General features: G+C 35.4%; 12 protein-coding genes and 7 tRNA genes. All 19 read left to right on the plus strand.

All coding sequences use genetic code 11. From position 1 onward, the window contains the following. Nucleotides 1-10: 10 nt before the first annotated feature. The 19 genes from ACONDI_RS01845 to ACONDI_RS01935 all read left to right on the plus strand — a co-directional run bounded on the left by ACONDI_RS01845 (nucleotide 11) and on the right by ACONDI_RS01935 (nucleotide 13,696). The gene (locus ACONDI_RS01845; protein ID WP_241079798.1) at nucleotides 11-490 is read left to right on the plus strand and encodes a YfcE family phosphodiesterase; all 480 of its coding nucleotides are present in this window, start codon (nucleotides 11-13) and stop codon (nucleotides 488-490) included. Nucleotides 491-569: 79 nt separating this feature from the next. Next, nucleotides 570-646, plus strand: a tRNA-Pro gene (locus ACONDI_RS01850). Nucleotides 647-654: 8 nt separating this feature from the next. Next, nucleotides 655-728: transfer RNA gene (locus ACONDI_RS01855), tRNA-Gly, on the plus strand. 24 nt (nucleotides 729-752) lie between these two features. Next, a tRNA-Arg gene (locus tag ACONDI_RS01860) sits at nucleotides 753-828 on the plus strand. Nucleotides 829-848: 20 nt separating this feature from the next. Beyond that, nucleotides 849-926 (plus strand) — tRNA-His (locus ACONDI_RS01865). 52 nt (nucleotides 927-978) lie between these two features. Continuing rightward, nucleotides 979-1,053: transfer RNA gene (locus ACONDI_RS01870), tRNA-Gln, on the plus strand. Nucleotides 1,054-1,074: 21 nt separating this feature from the next. After that, a tRNA-Lys gene (locus tag ACONDI_RS01875) sits at nucleotides 1,075-1,150 on the plus strand. 43 nt (nucleotides 1,151-1,193) lie between these two features. After that, nucleotides 1,194-1,278: transfer RNA gene (locus ACONDI_RS01880), tRNA-Leu, on the plus strand. Nucleotides 1,279-1,553: 275 nt separating this feature from the next. Then, nucleotides 1,554-2,957 (plus strand): trigger factor, encoded by a 1,404-nt coding sequence (gene tig, locus ACONDI_RS01885; RefSeq protein ID WP_241079799.1) that lies wholly within the window; start codon nucleotides 1,554-1,556, stop codon nucleotides 2,955-2,957. Between the two features lie 99 nt (nucleotides 2,958-3,056). Continuing rightward, nucleotides 3,057-3,644, plus strand: coding sequence for an ATP-dependent Clp endopeptidase proteolytic subunit ClpP (clpP, locus tag ACONDI_RS01890; protein WP_241079800.1), 588 nt, complete (start codon nucleotides 3,057-3,059; stop codon nucleotides 3,642-3,644). Nucleotides 3,645-3,670: 26 nt separating this feature from the next. After that, nucleotides 3,671-4,930 (plus strand): ATP-dependent Clp protease ATP-binding subunit ClpX, encoded by a 1,260-nt coding sequence (clpX, locus tag ACONDI_RS01895; RefSeq protein ID WP_241079801.1) that lies wholly within the window; start codon nucleotides 3,671-3,673, stop codon nucleotides 4,928-4,930. A gap of 180 nt (nucleotides 4,931-5,110) precedes the next feature. After that, nucleotides 5,111-6,760: an ATP-dependent protease LonB gene (gene lonB, locus ACONDI_RS01900; RefSeq protein WP_241079802.1), complete on the plus strand. Its 1,650-nt coding sequence runs from the start codon at nucleotides 5,111-5,113 to the stop codon at nucleotides 6,758-6,760. A 127-nt stretch (nucleotides 6,761-6,887) separates the two neighbouring features. Further along, nucleotides 6,888-9,209 (plus strand): endopeptidase La, encoded by a 2,322-nt coding sequence (gene lon, locus ACONDI_RS01905; protein ID WP_420848173.1) that lies wholly within the window; start codon nucleotides 6,888-6,890, stop codon nucleotides 9,207-9,209. After that, nucleotides 9,209-9,826 carry a ribosome biogenesis GTP-binding protein YihA/YsxC gene (yihA, locus tag ACONDI_RS01910; protein ID WP_241079804.1) on the plus strand — a complete coding sequence of 206 codons (618 nt, stop codon included), beginning with the start codon at nucleotides 9,209-9,211 and terminating at the stop codon, nucleotides 9,824-9,826. The genes lon and yihA overlap by 1 nt, the downstream gene beginning before the upstream one ends. After that, nucleotides 9,804-11,717, plus strand: a complete 1,914-nt coding sequence (locus ACONDI_RS01915; RefSeq protein WP_241079805.1) for an ATP-dependent DNA helicase — start codon at nucleotides 9,804-9,806, stop codon at nucleotides 11,715-11,717. The genes yihA and ACONDI_RS01915 overlap by 23 nt, the downstream gene beginning before the upstream one ends. Before the next feature lie 269 nt (nucleotides 11,718-11,986). Beyond that, nucleotides 11,987-12,370: a type II toxin-antitoxin system RelE/ParE family toxin gene (locus ACONDI_RS01920; protein ID WP_241079806.1), complete on the plus strand. Its 384-nt coding sequence runs from the start codon at nucleotides 11,987-11,989 to the stop codon at nucleotides 12,368-12,370. A gap of 12 nt (nucleotides 12,371-12,382) precedes the next feature. Next, nucleotides 12,383-12,793 carry a helix-turn-helix domain-containing protein gene (locus ACONDI_RS01925; protein ID WP_241079807.1) on the plus strand — a complete coding sequence of 137 codons (411 nt, stop codon included), beginning with the start codon at nucleotides 12,383-12,385 and terminating at the stop codon, nucleotides 12,791-12,793. 84 nt (nucleotides 12,794-12,877) lie between these two features. Further along, nucleotides 12,878-13,348, plus strand: a complete 471-nt coding sequence (locus ACONDI_RS01930) for a VanZ family protein (protein WP_241079808.1) — start codon at nucleotides 12,878-12,880, stop codon at nucleotides 13,346-13,348. A gap of 165 nt (nucleotides 13,349-13,513) precedes the next feature. Next, nucleotides 13,514-13,696 (plus strand): hypothetical protein, encoded by a 183-nt coding sequence (locus tag ACONDI_RS01935; protein ID WP_241079809.1) that lies wholly within the window; start codon nucleotides 13,514-13,516, stop codon nucleotides 13,694-13,696. The last annotated feature ends 290 nt before the right edge of the window (nucleotides 13,697-13,986 follow it).

Consider the following 13,986-nt stretch of genomic DNA (forward strand, 5'->3'; position numbering starts at 1 on the left):
AAAGATTAAGTTGAGGATAGCTGTTTTAAGTGATACTCACAGGGAAGTGAAAAAGGCAGAAGATGCACTTATAATGCTAGGAGAGTTTGATTGCCTTTTCCATGCAGGTGATTTCTATGAGGATTTTTTAAAGCTAAAATATAAGTTTCCTGTAAGCATAGCAGAAGCTGTAAGAGGTAACTGTGATTCTCATAGTTATCCAGAAAGGTTAATGATTGATTTGTTTAGCTATAGGATATTATTAGTACATGGACATCAATACAACGTGAAGAGTAGTTTAAATTCTCTGAGATTTGCAGCAAAAGAACTGAATGTTGATATTGTTATTTTTGGACATACCCATGTTGCATGCAAAGTAGAAGATCAAGATGAAAATATTCTATACTTTAACCCGGGAAGTGTCTTAGAAACAGGAGGAAAATCTTCAGTTGGTGTTATTGAAATTGACGAAAATGAAAAGAATATATATACAAAGATTATAAATTTATAAAAAAAATTATAGAAAAACCTTTGACAAAATCAAAAATCTGCGTTATACTGTATTTTGCCTTTGAGAGATAGATTGCTGGCGGGGCGTAGCGCAGTTTGGTAGCGCACTTGGTTTGGGACCAAGGAGTCGCAGGTTCAAATCCTGCCGCCCCGACCATTTAATTTGCGGGTGTAGCTCAGTGGTAGAGCCCTGGCCTTCCAAGCCAGTCGCGTGGGTTCGATTCCCATCACCCGCTCCATTTAAAAAATCGAGGCTTTTATGTGCGCCTGTAGCTCAGCGGATAGAGCAACGGACTTCTAATCCGTAGGCCGGAGGTTCGAGTCCTCCCAGGCGCGCCATTTTAATAAAGTAAAATGTGGTGAGTGTAGCTCAGCCCGGTTAGAGCACCAGATTGTGGCTCTGGGGGCCGTGGGTTCAAGTCCCATCACTCACCCCAAATTTTAATGAATATTTTGCTCTTAGATAGTTAATGTTAATAATGAAAACGCTGGGGCGTAGCCAAGCGGTAAGGCACGGGGTTTTGGTCTCCGCATGCGCAGGTTCGAATCCTGCCGCCCCAGCCATTTATGTGTTTAAAAAAGTACGAGCCATTAGCTCAGTTGGTAGAGCACCTGACTTTTAATCAGGGTGTCGAAGGTTCGAATCCTTCATGGCTCACCACTATTGACCAAAATCATTTTTTGTGTTATAAATGTTAGTGTATGCGAGGGTGGTGGAATTGGCAGACACGCTAGACTTAGGATCTAGTGCCTTACGGTGTGCGGGTTCGAATCCCGCCCCTCGCACCATTTTAAGAATTAGATTGCCGCGAGCTAGACGAGAGTAGCGCGGTTTTTATTATTTAAGTTAAGATTTAAAACATATTTGAAGTGTGCTATAATTAAAGTGAAATCAAAGCCGCCAGGTTTATAGCGGCGTTTTTTTATATTATGTTACCACATTATTGTGTTATCATATTAGAAGGGTTTTGCCGGTTAATAATATTGTGATATAATCGTCGAGGTAAGGTATTATAATAGTGTTTTGTTATAAAAAAGAATACATAGTGTAAGGAGGAGGCATAATGAAAAGTAACTGTGAAAAGATAGAAGAGAACAAAGTGAAACTAACTATTGAAGTGGATGAAGAACAGGTGGAAGATGCTTTAGAAAAAGCGTATAATAAGGTTAAGAAGCAGGTAAATATACCCGGGTTTAGAAAAGGTAAAGTACCACGCAAAATCTTGGAACAAAAATTTGGTCCTGAAGTTTTGTATGAAGAAGCTTTGGAGTACATAGTACCAAATGCGTATAGAGAAGCTGTACAGGAGAATGAGATAGAACCGGTAGCCCAACCAGAGATAGATGTGATAGAAATCGAAAAAGGAAGTCCATGTAAGTTTACTGCTACTGTACTTGTCAAGCCAAAGGTGGAGCTTGGAGAATATAAGGGTGTAGAAGCAGAAAAAGAAAAAGTAGAAATTTCAGAAGAAGACGTAGAAGCTAAATTAAAAGAAACGCAGGAAAAACATGCAGAGTATGAAAAAGTAGATGATGGGGAAGCCGAAATGGGCGACAGGCTGGTTATAGACTTCAAAGGTTATTTGAATGGCGAAGCTTTTGATGGAGGAGAAGCAGAAAATTATAATATCGAGCTTGGAGCAGGTCAGTTAGTACCAGGATTTGAAGAAGAATTAGTAGGTTTAAAAACAGGTGATGAAAAGGAAATAAATATAAAAATGCCTGAAGACTATGGTAATGAGGAACTTGCCGGACAGGAAGTTGTCTTCGAGGTTAAAGTAAATGAAATTAAAAAGAAAAAGCTTTTGCCATTAGACGATGATTTTGCTAAGGATGTTAGTGAATTTGATACTCTAGAGGAATTAAAAGAAGATATTAGAAACAAATTAGTAGAGTCTGCCGAGCAGCAGGCACATAACTCTGTAGAGGAACAAGTGATTGCTAAAGTAACAGAAAATGCAGAAGTAAATATACCAGAGCCCATGATTGATCAAGAAGCAGATAGAATGGTAGGAGAATTTGAACAGAATTTACGAGCACAAGGATTAGACCTTGAGAAATATTATAAATTATCAGGCACCGACAAAGAATCCTTCAAAGAACAATTCAAAGGTAGCGCAGAAGGAAGAGTAAAAACTCAGCAGGTCCTTGAAGCAATAGTAGAAGAAGAAGGAATTGAGGCCAGTGATGACGAAGTGACAGAAGAGATAAATAGAATTGCCGAGATGCATAATCAAGAGCCAGAGCAGATAAGGACTGTTTTAGAGGCTCAAGGTCAACTAGATATGCTAAAGAAAGAGAAGGCCCTTAGAAAAGCAATTGAATTTTTAGTCGAGAAGGCTGAAGTAAAAGAAGTAGACCCTGAAGAGAAGAAAAAGGAAGCTGAAGAAGCTGAAGCTAATGAAGAGTCAGAGGCTGCTGATAAGAAAACTGAATCTGCTGAAAATGTTGACTCCAAAGATTCTTAAATTTAAAGGTAAGAAGTTTAAAAGGAGAAAGAATATTAGCAAAGAAGAATATTAAAGATTAAATATGAAAAAGGATATAATATAAAGGAGGGGTTTTTAATGAATCTTGTACCTATGGTTGTTGAACAGACTAGTAGGGGAGAAAGAGCTTATGATATATATTCAAGGCTCTTAAAAGATAGAATAATTTTTGTAGGAACTAGCATAAATGATCAGATTGCAAATTCAGTGATTGCACAGTTATTATTTTTAGAATCAGACAATCCAGATAAGGACATACATCTTTATATAAACTCTCCTGGAGGACACGTACACGCAGGGCTTGCTATATACGATACGATGCAGTATATTAAACCTAACATCTCAACAATTTGTGTTGGTCTTGCTGCAAGTATGGGGGCAGTTCTTCTTACAGCAGGCACTCCAGAAAAAAGATTTTGCCTGCCTAATTCAAGGATTATGATTCATCAGCCTATGGGTGGTGCCCAGGGTCAAGCTACAGACGTGGAAATCCATGCAAAAGAAATTGTAAAAACTAAAGAAAGACTGAACAATATACTATCTCATCATACAGGGCAAAATCTAGAAAAGATACAGCAGGATACAGATAGAGACTTTTTCATGTCCGGGGAGGAAGCCAAGGACTATGGCATTATTGACAAGATTTTGGATCGTCCTCCCAAATAAGTAGTATTTTTAGAGAGGTGAATTGAATGTTTAAACTTAATGATGAAAAGGGTAGGTTGAAATGCTCTTTTTGTGGAAAGACACAAGAGCAGGTTAAAAAGTTGGTGGCAGGACCAGGAGTATATATCTGTGATGAATGTATTGAACTTTGCAATGAGATAATCGAAGAAGAGTTGAGCGAAGATGCAGAGCTTGAAACTTCTACAATTCCAAAACCGAAAGAGATATATGACATATTAGAACAGTATGTTATCGGTCAAGAAAGGGCTAAAAAAGCTCTTTCAGTAGCAGTTTACAATCACTACAAAAGAGTAGGTGCGGATAAAAAGGAAGAGAATGATGAAGTTGAAGTTCAAAAGAGTAATATACTGCTTTTAGGTCCAACTGGTGTTGGTAAAACTCTATTAGCTCAGACACTTGCAAAAATATTGAATGTTCCTTTTGCAATAGCTGATGCTACTTCACTAACTGAAGCAGGGTATGTCGGAGAAGACGTTGAAAATATACTATTAAAACTAATTCAAGCTTCTGACTACGATGTCGAGAAGGCCGAAAAAGGTATAGTATACATTGATGAAATTGATAAAGTAGCCAGAAAAACCGATAATCCTTCTATTACAAGGGATGTATCTGGAGAGGGTGTTCAGCAGGCACTTCTAAAGATACTTGAAGGGACTTCAGCAAGTGTACCTCCACAGGGAGGCAGAAAACATCCTCATCAAGAGTTTATCCAGATAGATACAACAAATATATTGTTTATCTGTGGTGGAGCTTTTGATGGAATAGAAAAAGTAATTCAAAACCGTATTGGTCAAAAAGGCATAGGTTTTGGTGCAGAGATAAAAACTGCTGAAGAAGAGAACAATGATAAGATTCTTGCCAAAGCGATGCCGCAGGATTTGATGAAATATGGTTTGATACCAGAGTTTATTGGTAGGATACCGGTTATATCTTCGCTACATTCTCTAGACGAAGAGGCACTTGTTAGAATTCTTACTGAGCCTAAGAATGCTCTGGTTAAGCAGTACCAAAAACTATTTGAGGTTGACGGGGTAAACCTGGAAATAAATGAAGAAGCTCTGAGAGCTATAGCAAGAGAGGCTATTAGTAGAAGAACTGGTGCTAGAGGGCTTAGAGCTATAATTGAAGAGATATTAAATGACATTATGTATGAGACTCCATCTGATGAAAACATTGAGAAATGCATTATAACAAAAGAAGTTGTTGAAAATGGAGATGAACCAGTGGTTGTAAAAAAGCAGGATAGAACAGATGAATCTGCATAGAGAAAATAGATTCTACTGCAAAAAGTCTATTCACAAATTATACTAAGAAAAAAATAACAAAAAAGAGGCTGTGAGGCCTCTTTTTTGTTATTTTTAATTTCCCCCTGTTATAAATTTAAAAAAATAAAGCCATAATAAATATCAAATTAAATTTTAGTACAATAAGAAGGGGGATTAATATTGACAGGGTTATGGACTGTACTTGGCCTAGTACAATTCTTTTTCGCAGTTGTAATAGGCCTTTATTTTTGGAATCAACTAAAAAGCCAGAAGAACAATAAAACTACAATAGAAAAAGAGTCAAAAAAACAAATGGATAAATTAAGGAAGTTGAAGCAAATCTCACTCACAAAACCCCTATCAGAAAAAACAAGGCCTACAGAATTTAGTGAGATAGTAGGTCAAGAAGAAGGCCTGAAAAGTTTGAGGGCAGCCCTTTGTGGTAGCAACCCACAGCATGTTTTGGTATATGGCCCACCTGGAACAGGTAAGACAGCCGCAGCAAGGCTTATCCTTGAAGAAGCTAAGAAAAATCTCGAGTCTCCATTTAAAGAAAATGCAAAATTTATAGAGCTAGATGCAACTACAGCCAGGTTTGATGAGCGAGGTATAGCCGATCCACTTCTTGGATCGGTACACGATCCTATTTACCAGGGTGCCGGGGCAATGGGCGTTGCAGGTATTCCTCAGCCAAAACCAGGAGCAGTAACCAAAGCTCATGGAGGTATATTGTTTTTGGATGAGATCGGTGAACTCCATCCCCTTCAGATGAACAGGCTGTTAAAAGTGCTTGAAGATAGAAAAGTTTTCTTGGAAAGTGCATATTATAGCTCTGAAGACCCAAAATGTCCCTCACATATACATGAAATTTTCCAGCAGGGATATCCGGCTGATTTTAGATTGATCGGTGCAACTACTAAAAGTCCCTCAGAAATACCTTCTGCAATAAGGAGTCGTTGTATAGAGATTTTCTTTAAGGATTTATCACCCGATAATATAAAAACAATATGTGAGAACACTTGTCAAAAAGTTGGCTATAATATTGAAAAAGAGGCATTAAATTATGTTGCCCTGTATGCTGGTAACGGTAGAGAAGCTGTGAATATAATCCAGATTGCGGCAGGACTAACAAGGGAAGAAGGTAGAAATAAGATCTTGGTAAAAGATGTGGAATGGGTAATTAATACAAGCCAAATTGTTGCTAAAAGAAGTGAGTACTTAGAGGAATCTTATAAAATTGGTGTAGCAAATGCCCTAGCAGTTTATGGATCAAATAGTGGTAAATTATTAGAGATAGAATCATTATCATTTAAATCAGAATCTAAGGAAGGTAAAATAAATATTATGGGTGCTGTGGAAGAAGAGGAGATGGGTGATAGCAGAAGGGTGATAAAACGAAAAAGTATGGCTAAAAGTTCTGTTGAAAATGTGCTTAGTTTTTTAAGAAGGCATTTGGATATAGTTCCTTCAGACTACGATATTTATCTGAATTTTCCCGGTGGAATTCCAGTAGATGGACCATCTGCGGGGGTAGCGATTGCTGTATCGGTTTATTCGGCAGTTACAAATAAGCCGGTGGATAATAAAACAGCAATGACAGGTGAGGTTTCTTTAAGAGGAGCTATAAAACCAGTTGGTGGCGTCAAGGCCAAAATAGAGGCAGCAGCCTCTGGAGGTGCCAGGAGGATACTTATTCCTGAACAGAATTTTCAAAGGATTTTTGAAGAATATGATCAGATTGAAATTGTTCCTGTTTCAAGAGTTGAAGAGGTGTTTGATATAATATTTGAACCACAAAATGAAAGTGAAATTACGCCTGCTATGGGTTAGATTTTTTCATATAATCAAAAAAGGTTTTTTTGTTAGAAACATTGAATAAAACATTGGGAGTTGTACTTAAAGTAGTTGGGGAGGGAGCCTTTTGAAAGACAGTCAAACATCGTCAGGGTATCCGTTGATGCCTTTAAGAGGAATACTGGTTTTTCCTAATACAGTATTACACCTGGATGTAGGAAGAGAGTGTTCTATTACCGCTTTAGAAAAAGCGATGGTTGAAGGTGATAAAATATTTTTAACTACCCAAAAGAATCCGGAAATAGATGAGCCAAGACCAGAGGACTTGAATACTTTTGGTACAGTTGCAAAAATTAAGCAGATGACAAGACTGTCAGGTAAAAATATAAGGGTATTAGTAGAAGGTGTTAGAAGGGGAAGAATAGTTAAATATACTTGTGAAGATCCTTTTTATAGAGCGCTAATCGAAGAGTACTCGGAAGAAGATGAGAAAGAGATAGAGCCAAACTCCAAATCTAAGGCTCTATATAGGAGTGTAAGAAAACATTTTGATAAATATGTTAAACTAGATAAAAGTGTGCCTAAAGAAGTAGTTGAAAGTGTAGATTCTATCAACGACCCCGGTAAGATATCAGATATAATTGCAGGCAACTTAAACCTAAATATTTCAAAAAAGCAGGAGATATTGGAAACACTATCAATAGGTGAGCGTTTGGAGAAGGTTAACGAAATTCTTGTAAAAGAGATTGAAGTATATCAGATTGAACAGGAAATTAATAAAAAAATTAAAGAACAGCTAGAAAAAAGCCAGCGGGAGCATTATTTGAGGGAACAACTCAAAGCGATAAAAAAAGAGCTAGGAGAAGCTGAAGATGGTACAAGTGAAATTGATGATTATAAAAAGAAAATAAATGAGGCAAATATGCCTGAAGTGGTGAAGGATAAGCTCGCAAAAGAAGTAGGTAGATTAGAAAAAATGCCACCTTCAGCTGCAGAAGGTATGGTGATAAGAAACTACCTTGATTGGGTTTTATCTTTACCATGGGAAGTCAAATCAAAAGAAAAAATAGATTTAAATGAAACTGAAAGGATACTTGAAGAAGACCATTATGGTTTAAAGAAAGTAAAAGAAAGGATAATAGAATACTTAGCTGTCAAAGAGCTATCTAAAGACCTTAAGGGGCCTATTATTTGTTTTGTTGGCCCTCCGGGTGTAGGTAAAACATCCCTGGCTAAATCCATAGCTAGATCTCTTGACCGGGAATATATAAGAGTTTCTCTCGGAGGGGTTAGAGATGAAGCCGAAATAAAAGGCCATAGGAAAACTTATGTTGGTGCCATGCCAGGAAGAATAATACAGGGGATAAGACAGGCGGGAACCAAAAATCCAGTATTTCTATTAGATGAGATTGATAAAATGACCAGAGATTTTCGAGGAGATCCCTCTGCAGCATTACTTGAGATACTTGACCCACAACAAAATAAATCTTACAGTGACCATTTTATTGAGATCCCCTTTGATCTTTCAGAAGTTATGTTCATTACAACTGCTAATGCATTATATAATATACCCGCACCTCTGGTGGACAGAATGGAAGTAATTGATATTCAAAGTTATACAGAAGAAGAAAAATTAGAAATAGCTAAAAAATATTTATTGCCCAGGCAGATAAAAGAACATGGTCTGAAAGAAAATCAAATAATTCTATCGGAAAGTGCTCTTAAAAAAATAATAAGAGAATACACAAGAGAAGCAGGAGTTAGAAATTTGGAGCGAGAGCTAGCTGCTTTGTGCAGAAAAATTGCTAAAATAACTGCAAAGGATTCTAAATCAGAAGTTAGTAAGAGAATTACTCTTCAAAATCTAGAAAAATATTTGGGTGTGCCTAGATATAGATATGGAGCCATAATAAGGGAAAATGAAGTCGGAGTTTGTACAGGTGTATCCTGGACTGAAACAGGGGGAGATATATTAGAAGTAGAAGTTAACCTGGTTAAAGGGAAAGGAAACTTAACACTTACAGGACAGCTTGGAGATGTAATGCAGGAATCAGCTCAAGCAGCCCTTAGTTACGTTCGCTCCCTTGCTGGCAAATTGAATATTGATGAAAATATATTTGAAAGTAAGGATATTCATATTCATGTGCCAAGAGGTGCTATTCCAAAAGATGGCCCCTCTGCTGGAGTTACAATGGCCCTTGCCCTGACGTCTGCTCTTGTAGATATACCCGTGAAAAAAGATGTAGTTATGACAGGGGAAGTTACCCTTAGAGGGCGTGTACTTCCTGTTGGAGGTATCAAAGAAAAGGTGCTTGCAGCACATCGGTCCGGGATTAAAAATATTGTACTGCCGAAGGAAAATGAAATAGATTTAAAAGAACTTCCTAAAAATATAATCAGAGCGATGGATTTTATTTTTGTAGAAACCATGGAAGAGATTTATGATTTCGTTTTCCCTGTTGATATAAGGGAGGGAACAAAATAATGAAAATAAAAACTGCAGAATTTGTTAAACGAGTGTTTAATGTTAATGAACTCTTTGAACACGGCCTGCCTGAGATTTGTATAATGGGCAGGTCAAATGTAGGGAAATCTTCGCTGCTTAACACCCTTGCAAATATCAAAAAGCTTTCTTATACCAGTAAAAAGCCAGGCAAAACCAGGGCTTTGAATTTTTTTTTGATAAACAATAAATTTTACTTTGTTGATCTACCCGGGTATGGTTTTGCAAAGGTCTCTAAAAAGATGCAAAAAGACTGGAAAAAACTTATTGAGAGTTACTTAATTAATAGAACTAATTTGGAACTTTGTATATTATTGATTGATGCCAAAGTTGGTCCTACTGATAAAGATATACAGATGCTTGATTTTTTACTTTATCATGAACGACCTGTAATGGTTATAGCAACAAAATATGATAAAGTAAAAAGAAAGGACAGGCATAAGAAAATGAAAGAAATAAAAAATACTTTGGGTTTTGATGAAGATCAATTGATCCTTCCATTTTCAAGTGAAACGAAAGAAGGAAAAGAAGAGCTTCTTGAGATACTAGAAGAGGTAGTTGAAGGAGAGGATGATATTGGCGGAGGAGAAATTGAATGAAATAGATGGCGATTCTTTTCAAAATACAATAAAAAATGTCCTTGAAGATTTCGAGTTTAGGGATGCTCAAAAAGAAATGATGGAATATGTAAAAGAAGCAATTGATAATAGCAATTATCTTATGGTAGAGGCGGGTACTGGTACAGGGAAGTCACTTGCCTATCTTTTTCCTGCAAGCTGGTATGTTTTAAACTCTAATAGTCCTGTGGTTATATCAACTGCCACAATTGCCCTTCAAGAACAGCTTATAAATAAAGAAATACCTTTAATAAATGAGTTATGGGAAGAAGAGATAAAAGCAGTACTGATAAAAGGTCGAAGTAATTATGTATGCCTTGATAAATACTATGACAAATATAATGAACATACCCTGGTGGATACAAAAGAAGCTAGACTACTAAAAGAGTGGTTTTCTAAAACAAATACCGGCGATTGGCAGGAGATTGAAGGGAAAATATCAACTGAAATTTGGCAGGAGATATCATCTAATAGTGAAAGCTGTTTAGGATATAAGTGCCTTAATTTTAAAGACTGTTTTGTTAATAAACAAAAAAGAAGAGGGGCAAATGCACACATATTAATAACCAATCACCATCTTTTCTTTAGTGATCTAAAATTAAAGGTTGAAGTAGGTGAATCCTTTGGGATTTTGCCTGAATATGAGTGTATTATATTTGATGAAGCTCATCATCTTGAAGAGAGGGCTCTTTATGCTTTTGGAGCCAAGGTGCAAAGAAAAGAGATTTTGTACTGGAATTATGAAATGAAAAGGCTGTTAGGTGGTGAACCTGACTTCGAATCTGAACGGTCTTTAAAGTTAGAAAGACAGGTTCATAAGCTTTTTAATGACCTTGGAAAAGACCATTTTAAAAGCTATTTGTTTAAGGAGTATCCTCCATCAGGATTTTCTGAACTGTCAAGGAGTTTACAAAAAATAGCTTATTATGTAGAAGGATTTATAAATAGGGAGGCTCAAAACCCGGATAAAATAGAAAATTTGGCGAATGCATTTAGAAGAATCCAAAACAACCTGGACTTTATTTTGGATACCACCAAAGAAGATTATGTTTCCTGGGTGGAGGTGAATAATAAGAGAAATCAATATACTCTACATTCAAATCCTATTAATGCTTCATGGCATCTGAATGAATACCTCTATAAGAATGTGGATATATGTATATTAACTTCAGCTACCCTTACAGTGGATGATAGATTTGATTACATAAAAGGCAAGTTAGGCCTAGAAGATTGTAAGAGCGTTATTATACCTTCTCCTTTTGATTATAAAAAACAAAGTGCAGTGTTTGTTCCCAAAAACTTTCCCAAACCAAATGAGAATAACTATGAGGATGCTTTGATTGAGGGAATGTTAAATTTAATTGAATTTAATCAAGGAAAAGCTTTGATTCTTTTTACAAGTTATAGGATGCTAGATTATGTTTATAATGAGCTAAAAGAAAGAGTGAATTACAAAGTGCTTCGCCAGGGCCAGGCAAGTAAAAATGAAATTTTAAAAGAATTTAGAGAAGATACCTATTCAATCTTACTAGCAACAGATAGTTTTAGGGAAGGGATAGATGTTAGAGGAGAAGCTTTGAGTCTTTTGATGATGGACAAACTACCATTTGCCGTGCCTGATGAGCCCCTTATAAAGGCTAGAATAGAATATTTAGAAAAACAGGGGAAAAACAGTTTTTTTTCATATAGTTTACCGGAAGCAGTACTAAAATTAAAACAGGGATTTGGCCGGTTGATAAGACATAGAAATGATAGTGGAATTTTTGCAGTATTTGATTGCAGAATCCATAAAATGCCTTATGGCAAAGTGTTTCTAAACTCTCTTCCTAAGTGCAAAATACATGATAACTTTGAACAGTTAAAAGTGGATTAAAACACCTACCTGCTACAGGCGTGTCGCAAGAATATTAGTGGTTATTGTACTAAGGCGTTTTAGATATTTTTATGTGCCTTAAAGCGGTAGCTTTGTGTATTGCTTTAATTAAAGTCAAGACAACCGTCCCTAAGTGTTTAATAGCAATTTGTTTACACTTTTTTCCCTATAAGATAACAGTCGTAGAGGGTTTGCCTTTTTGTTGTGTTATGTTAAAATGATGGCATAATAACATTTGTGTTATAAAAACTCTGGAGGAAAAACAAAATATGGGGTATGAGATTATATATTATAAGGATAATAAACTGGAAAGTCCTGTTGGAGAATTTATTGAAGAATTGATAAGCCAGGCAGAAACCAACAAAGAATCAAAACAGTTGCTGAGGAAAATACGTCATTCTTACAAATTGTTGGAAAGATTCGGTACTAGAATTGGATTACCTCATGTGAGACACATAGAAGACGAAATATGGGAACTTAGACCAAAAGGTCAGCGAATACTGTTTTTCACCTGGAAAGACAATAAAATAGTATTATTAAGTCACTTTAAAAAAAAGAAGGATAAAATTTCCAGGAGAGAAATCGATAAAGCTAAAAGACGAATGAATGATTGGGTTAAATATGGTGAGAAAAGGCAGAGGAATTTTGAATAGGGGGTTTAAAGTATGGATTGGAAAGATCATAAAGAGAAAATAGATGCTATTATACCGGAAGAAGCAAAAGTGTCTGATCTCATTCTTGACCTTATTGAGCGAAGATTGGAGCTGGGCTTAACTCAAAAGGACTTAGAAAAAAGGACAGGTATAAAACAACCAGCTATAACTAGAATAGAAACCGAAGGTGTTGTGCCTAATGTAGAAACAATCATTAAACTTGCGAGTGCTATGGGACTTAAATTAAGTTTAGAGAAAATGAAAAGCGAAAACAAAGAAAGATGCAAAAGAAAATTAGCAGAAAGTGGAATGATTAATGCCAAACGAGGGAAATATACAATTAAGCATAAGATAGATAATTATAAGATAAAAGAATCTTTTAAATTTAAAAATGCAAAAAAGAAAGAGAGGGAAAAAAGATAATATTATCTTCCCCTCCTTATTAACTAAAACCCTTCTTTGATGATATTGCCAGATACTGTATAATCAATTCAAGGGTTAAAATTAATGAACTTAAGGATATTTATGTTCATCAATTATCATTTTCAACAGAAGCAAATAACAACGGGTGGAATACACATACCGCCAACAGAAGAAGAATTTAGAGTAGTAACATATCAAATTGTTCCATTTAATTTTATCTTAGATTGGATTTATGCGTATAATCGCAGTGGATATGATTGGTTTTTCTGGAACTCAATCAGATTATCTTTATATAATCTTATAATGTTACTACCATTAGGAGTTTACTTGCCAGTACTATTGAATGTTAAAAGTATTAAGAAAATTTCTCTGTATATAGCTTTAACTTCTTTAACCATAGAGATTTATCAAATAATTCTGTCCTACTTTGGGGTTGTATTAGCAAGGACTGCTAATGTTGATGATATAATTCTAAATACTATTGGTGGCATTATTGGATATTGTATTTATAGAATTGCGTTAAGTCAGTGGATCCATAAGTTTGTTATTGACTAGATTCACATTATATAGGTACGTAGTTTCCGATAAGTGATTACTTTTGATATTTACTATGTCTCTTTTTAAGTTCTATAATAAAACAGGAGAAGATAAAGAAGCTTAGATATATGGAAGTCTCTAAAATTGATAGAGCGGTTTCAATTCAATAAAGGGGTTGATAAAATGGATCCATTGTTTGTTCTTATTGTAATTCTTGCTATTTTAGCAGCTCAAATGATAATAGGTACAAAAAAGCATGTAAATAATCAGATGGAAATTGCAAAACAAGCTAATGAATTAAGAAAAGAACAAGTTGACTTATTAAAAGAGATACTAAATGAACTAAAAAATAATGACAATAAATAAAAGCTGATGGATAAAGTAACAAAATCAGATGTTTTAATAATTGGTCATTATCAGAACAAAAAAGATACTAAAAGAGGTCATAATTAATTTTATGTAACATCATCCGATTTATATGCCTTAAATAATAATTGTAGTTCTCTCATTTTTGATAGGGAGAACTGCAATTTTTTTATTTTTAATGTGAAAAATTTGTTACTAAATTTTTTGCTAATCCCCTTGACACGATATATTTTTCTATAGTACAGCATTAAATAAATAACTATAATGATAATTAATATTAATAATAAGCA

Source organism: Natranaerofaba carboxydovora (assembly GCF_022539405.1).
GTDB lineage: Bacteria > Bacillota > Natranaerobiia > Natranaerobiales > Natranaerofabaceae > Natranaerofaba > Natranaerofaba carboxydovora.

Bases quoted from the DNA above. Each gene is read 5' to 3' on its own strand.
- clpX (WP_241079801.1), top strand. From the start codon at position 3,671: ATGTTTAAACTTAATGATGAAAAGGGTAGGTTGAAATGCTCTTTTTGT.
- clpP (WP_241079800.1), top strand. From the start codon at position 3,057: ATGAATCTTGTACCTATGGTTGTTGAACAGACTAGTAGGGGAGAAAGA.
- ACONDI_RS01925 (WP_241079807.1), top strand. From the start codon at position 12,383: ATGGATTGGAAAGATCATAAAGAGAAAATAGATGCTATTATACCGGAA.
- tig (WP_241079799.1), top strand. From the start codon at position 1,554: ATGAAAAGTAACTGTGAAAAGATAGAAGAGAACAAAGTGAAACTAACT.
- ACONDI_RS01935 (WP_241079809.1), top strand. From the start codon at position 13,514: ATGGATCCATTGTTTGTTCTTATTGTAATTCTTGCTATTTTAGCAGCT.
- yihA (WP_241079804.1), top strand. From the start codon at position 9,209: ATGAAAATAAAAACTGCAGAATTTGTTAAACGAGTGTTTAATGTTAAT.
- ACONDI_RS01920 (WP_241079806.1), top strand. From the start codon at position 11,987: ATGGGGTATGAGATTATATATTATAAGGATAATAAACTGGAAAGTCCT.
- lon (WP_420848173.1), top strand. From the start codon at position 6,888: ATGCCTTTAAGAGGAATACTGGTTTTTCCTAATACAGTATTACACCTG.
- ACONDI_RS01930 (WP_241079808.1), top strand. From the start codon at position 12,878: ATGAACTTAAGGATATTTATGTTCATCAATTATCATTTTCAACAGAAG.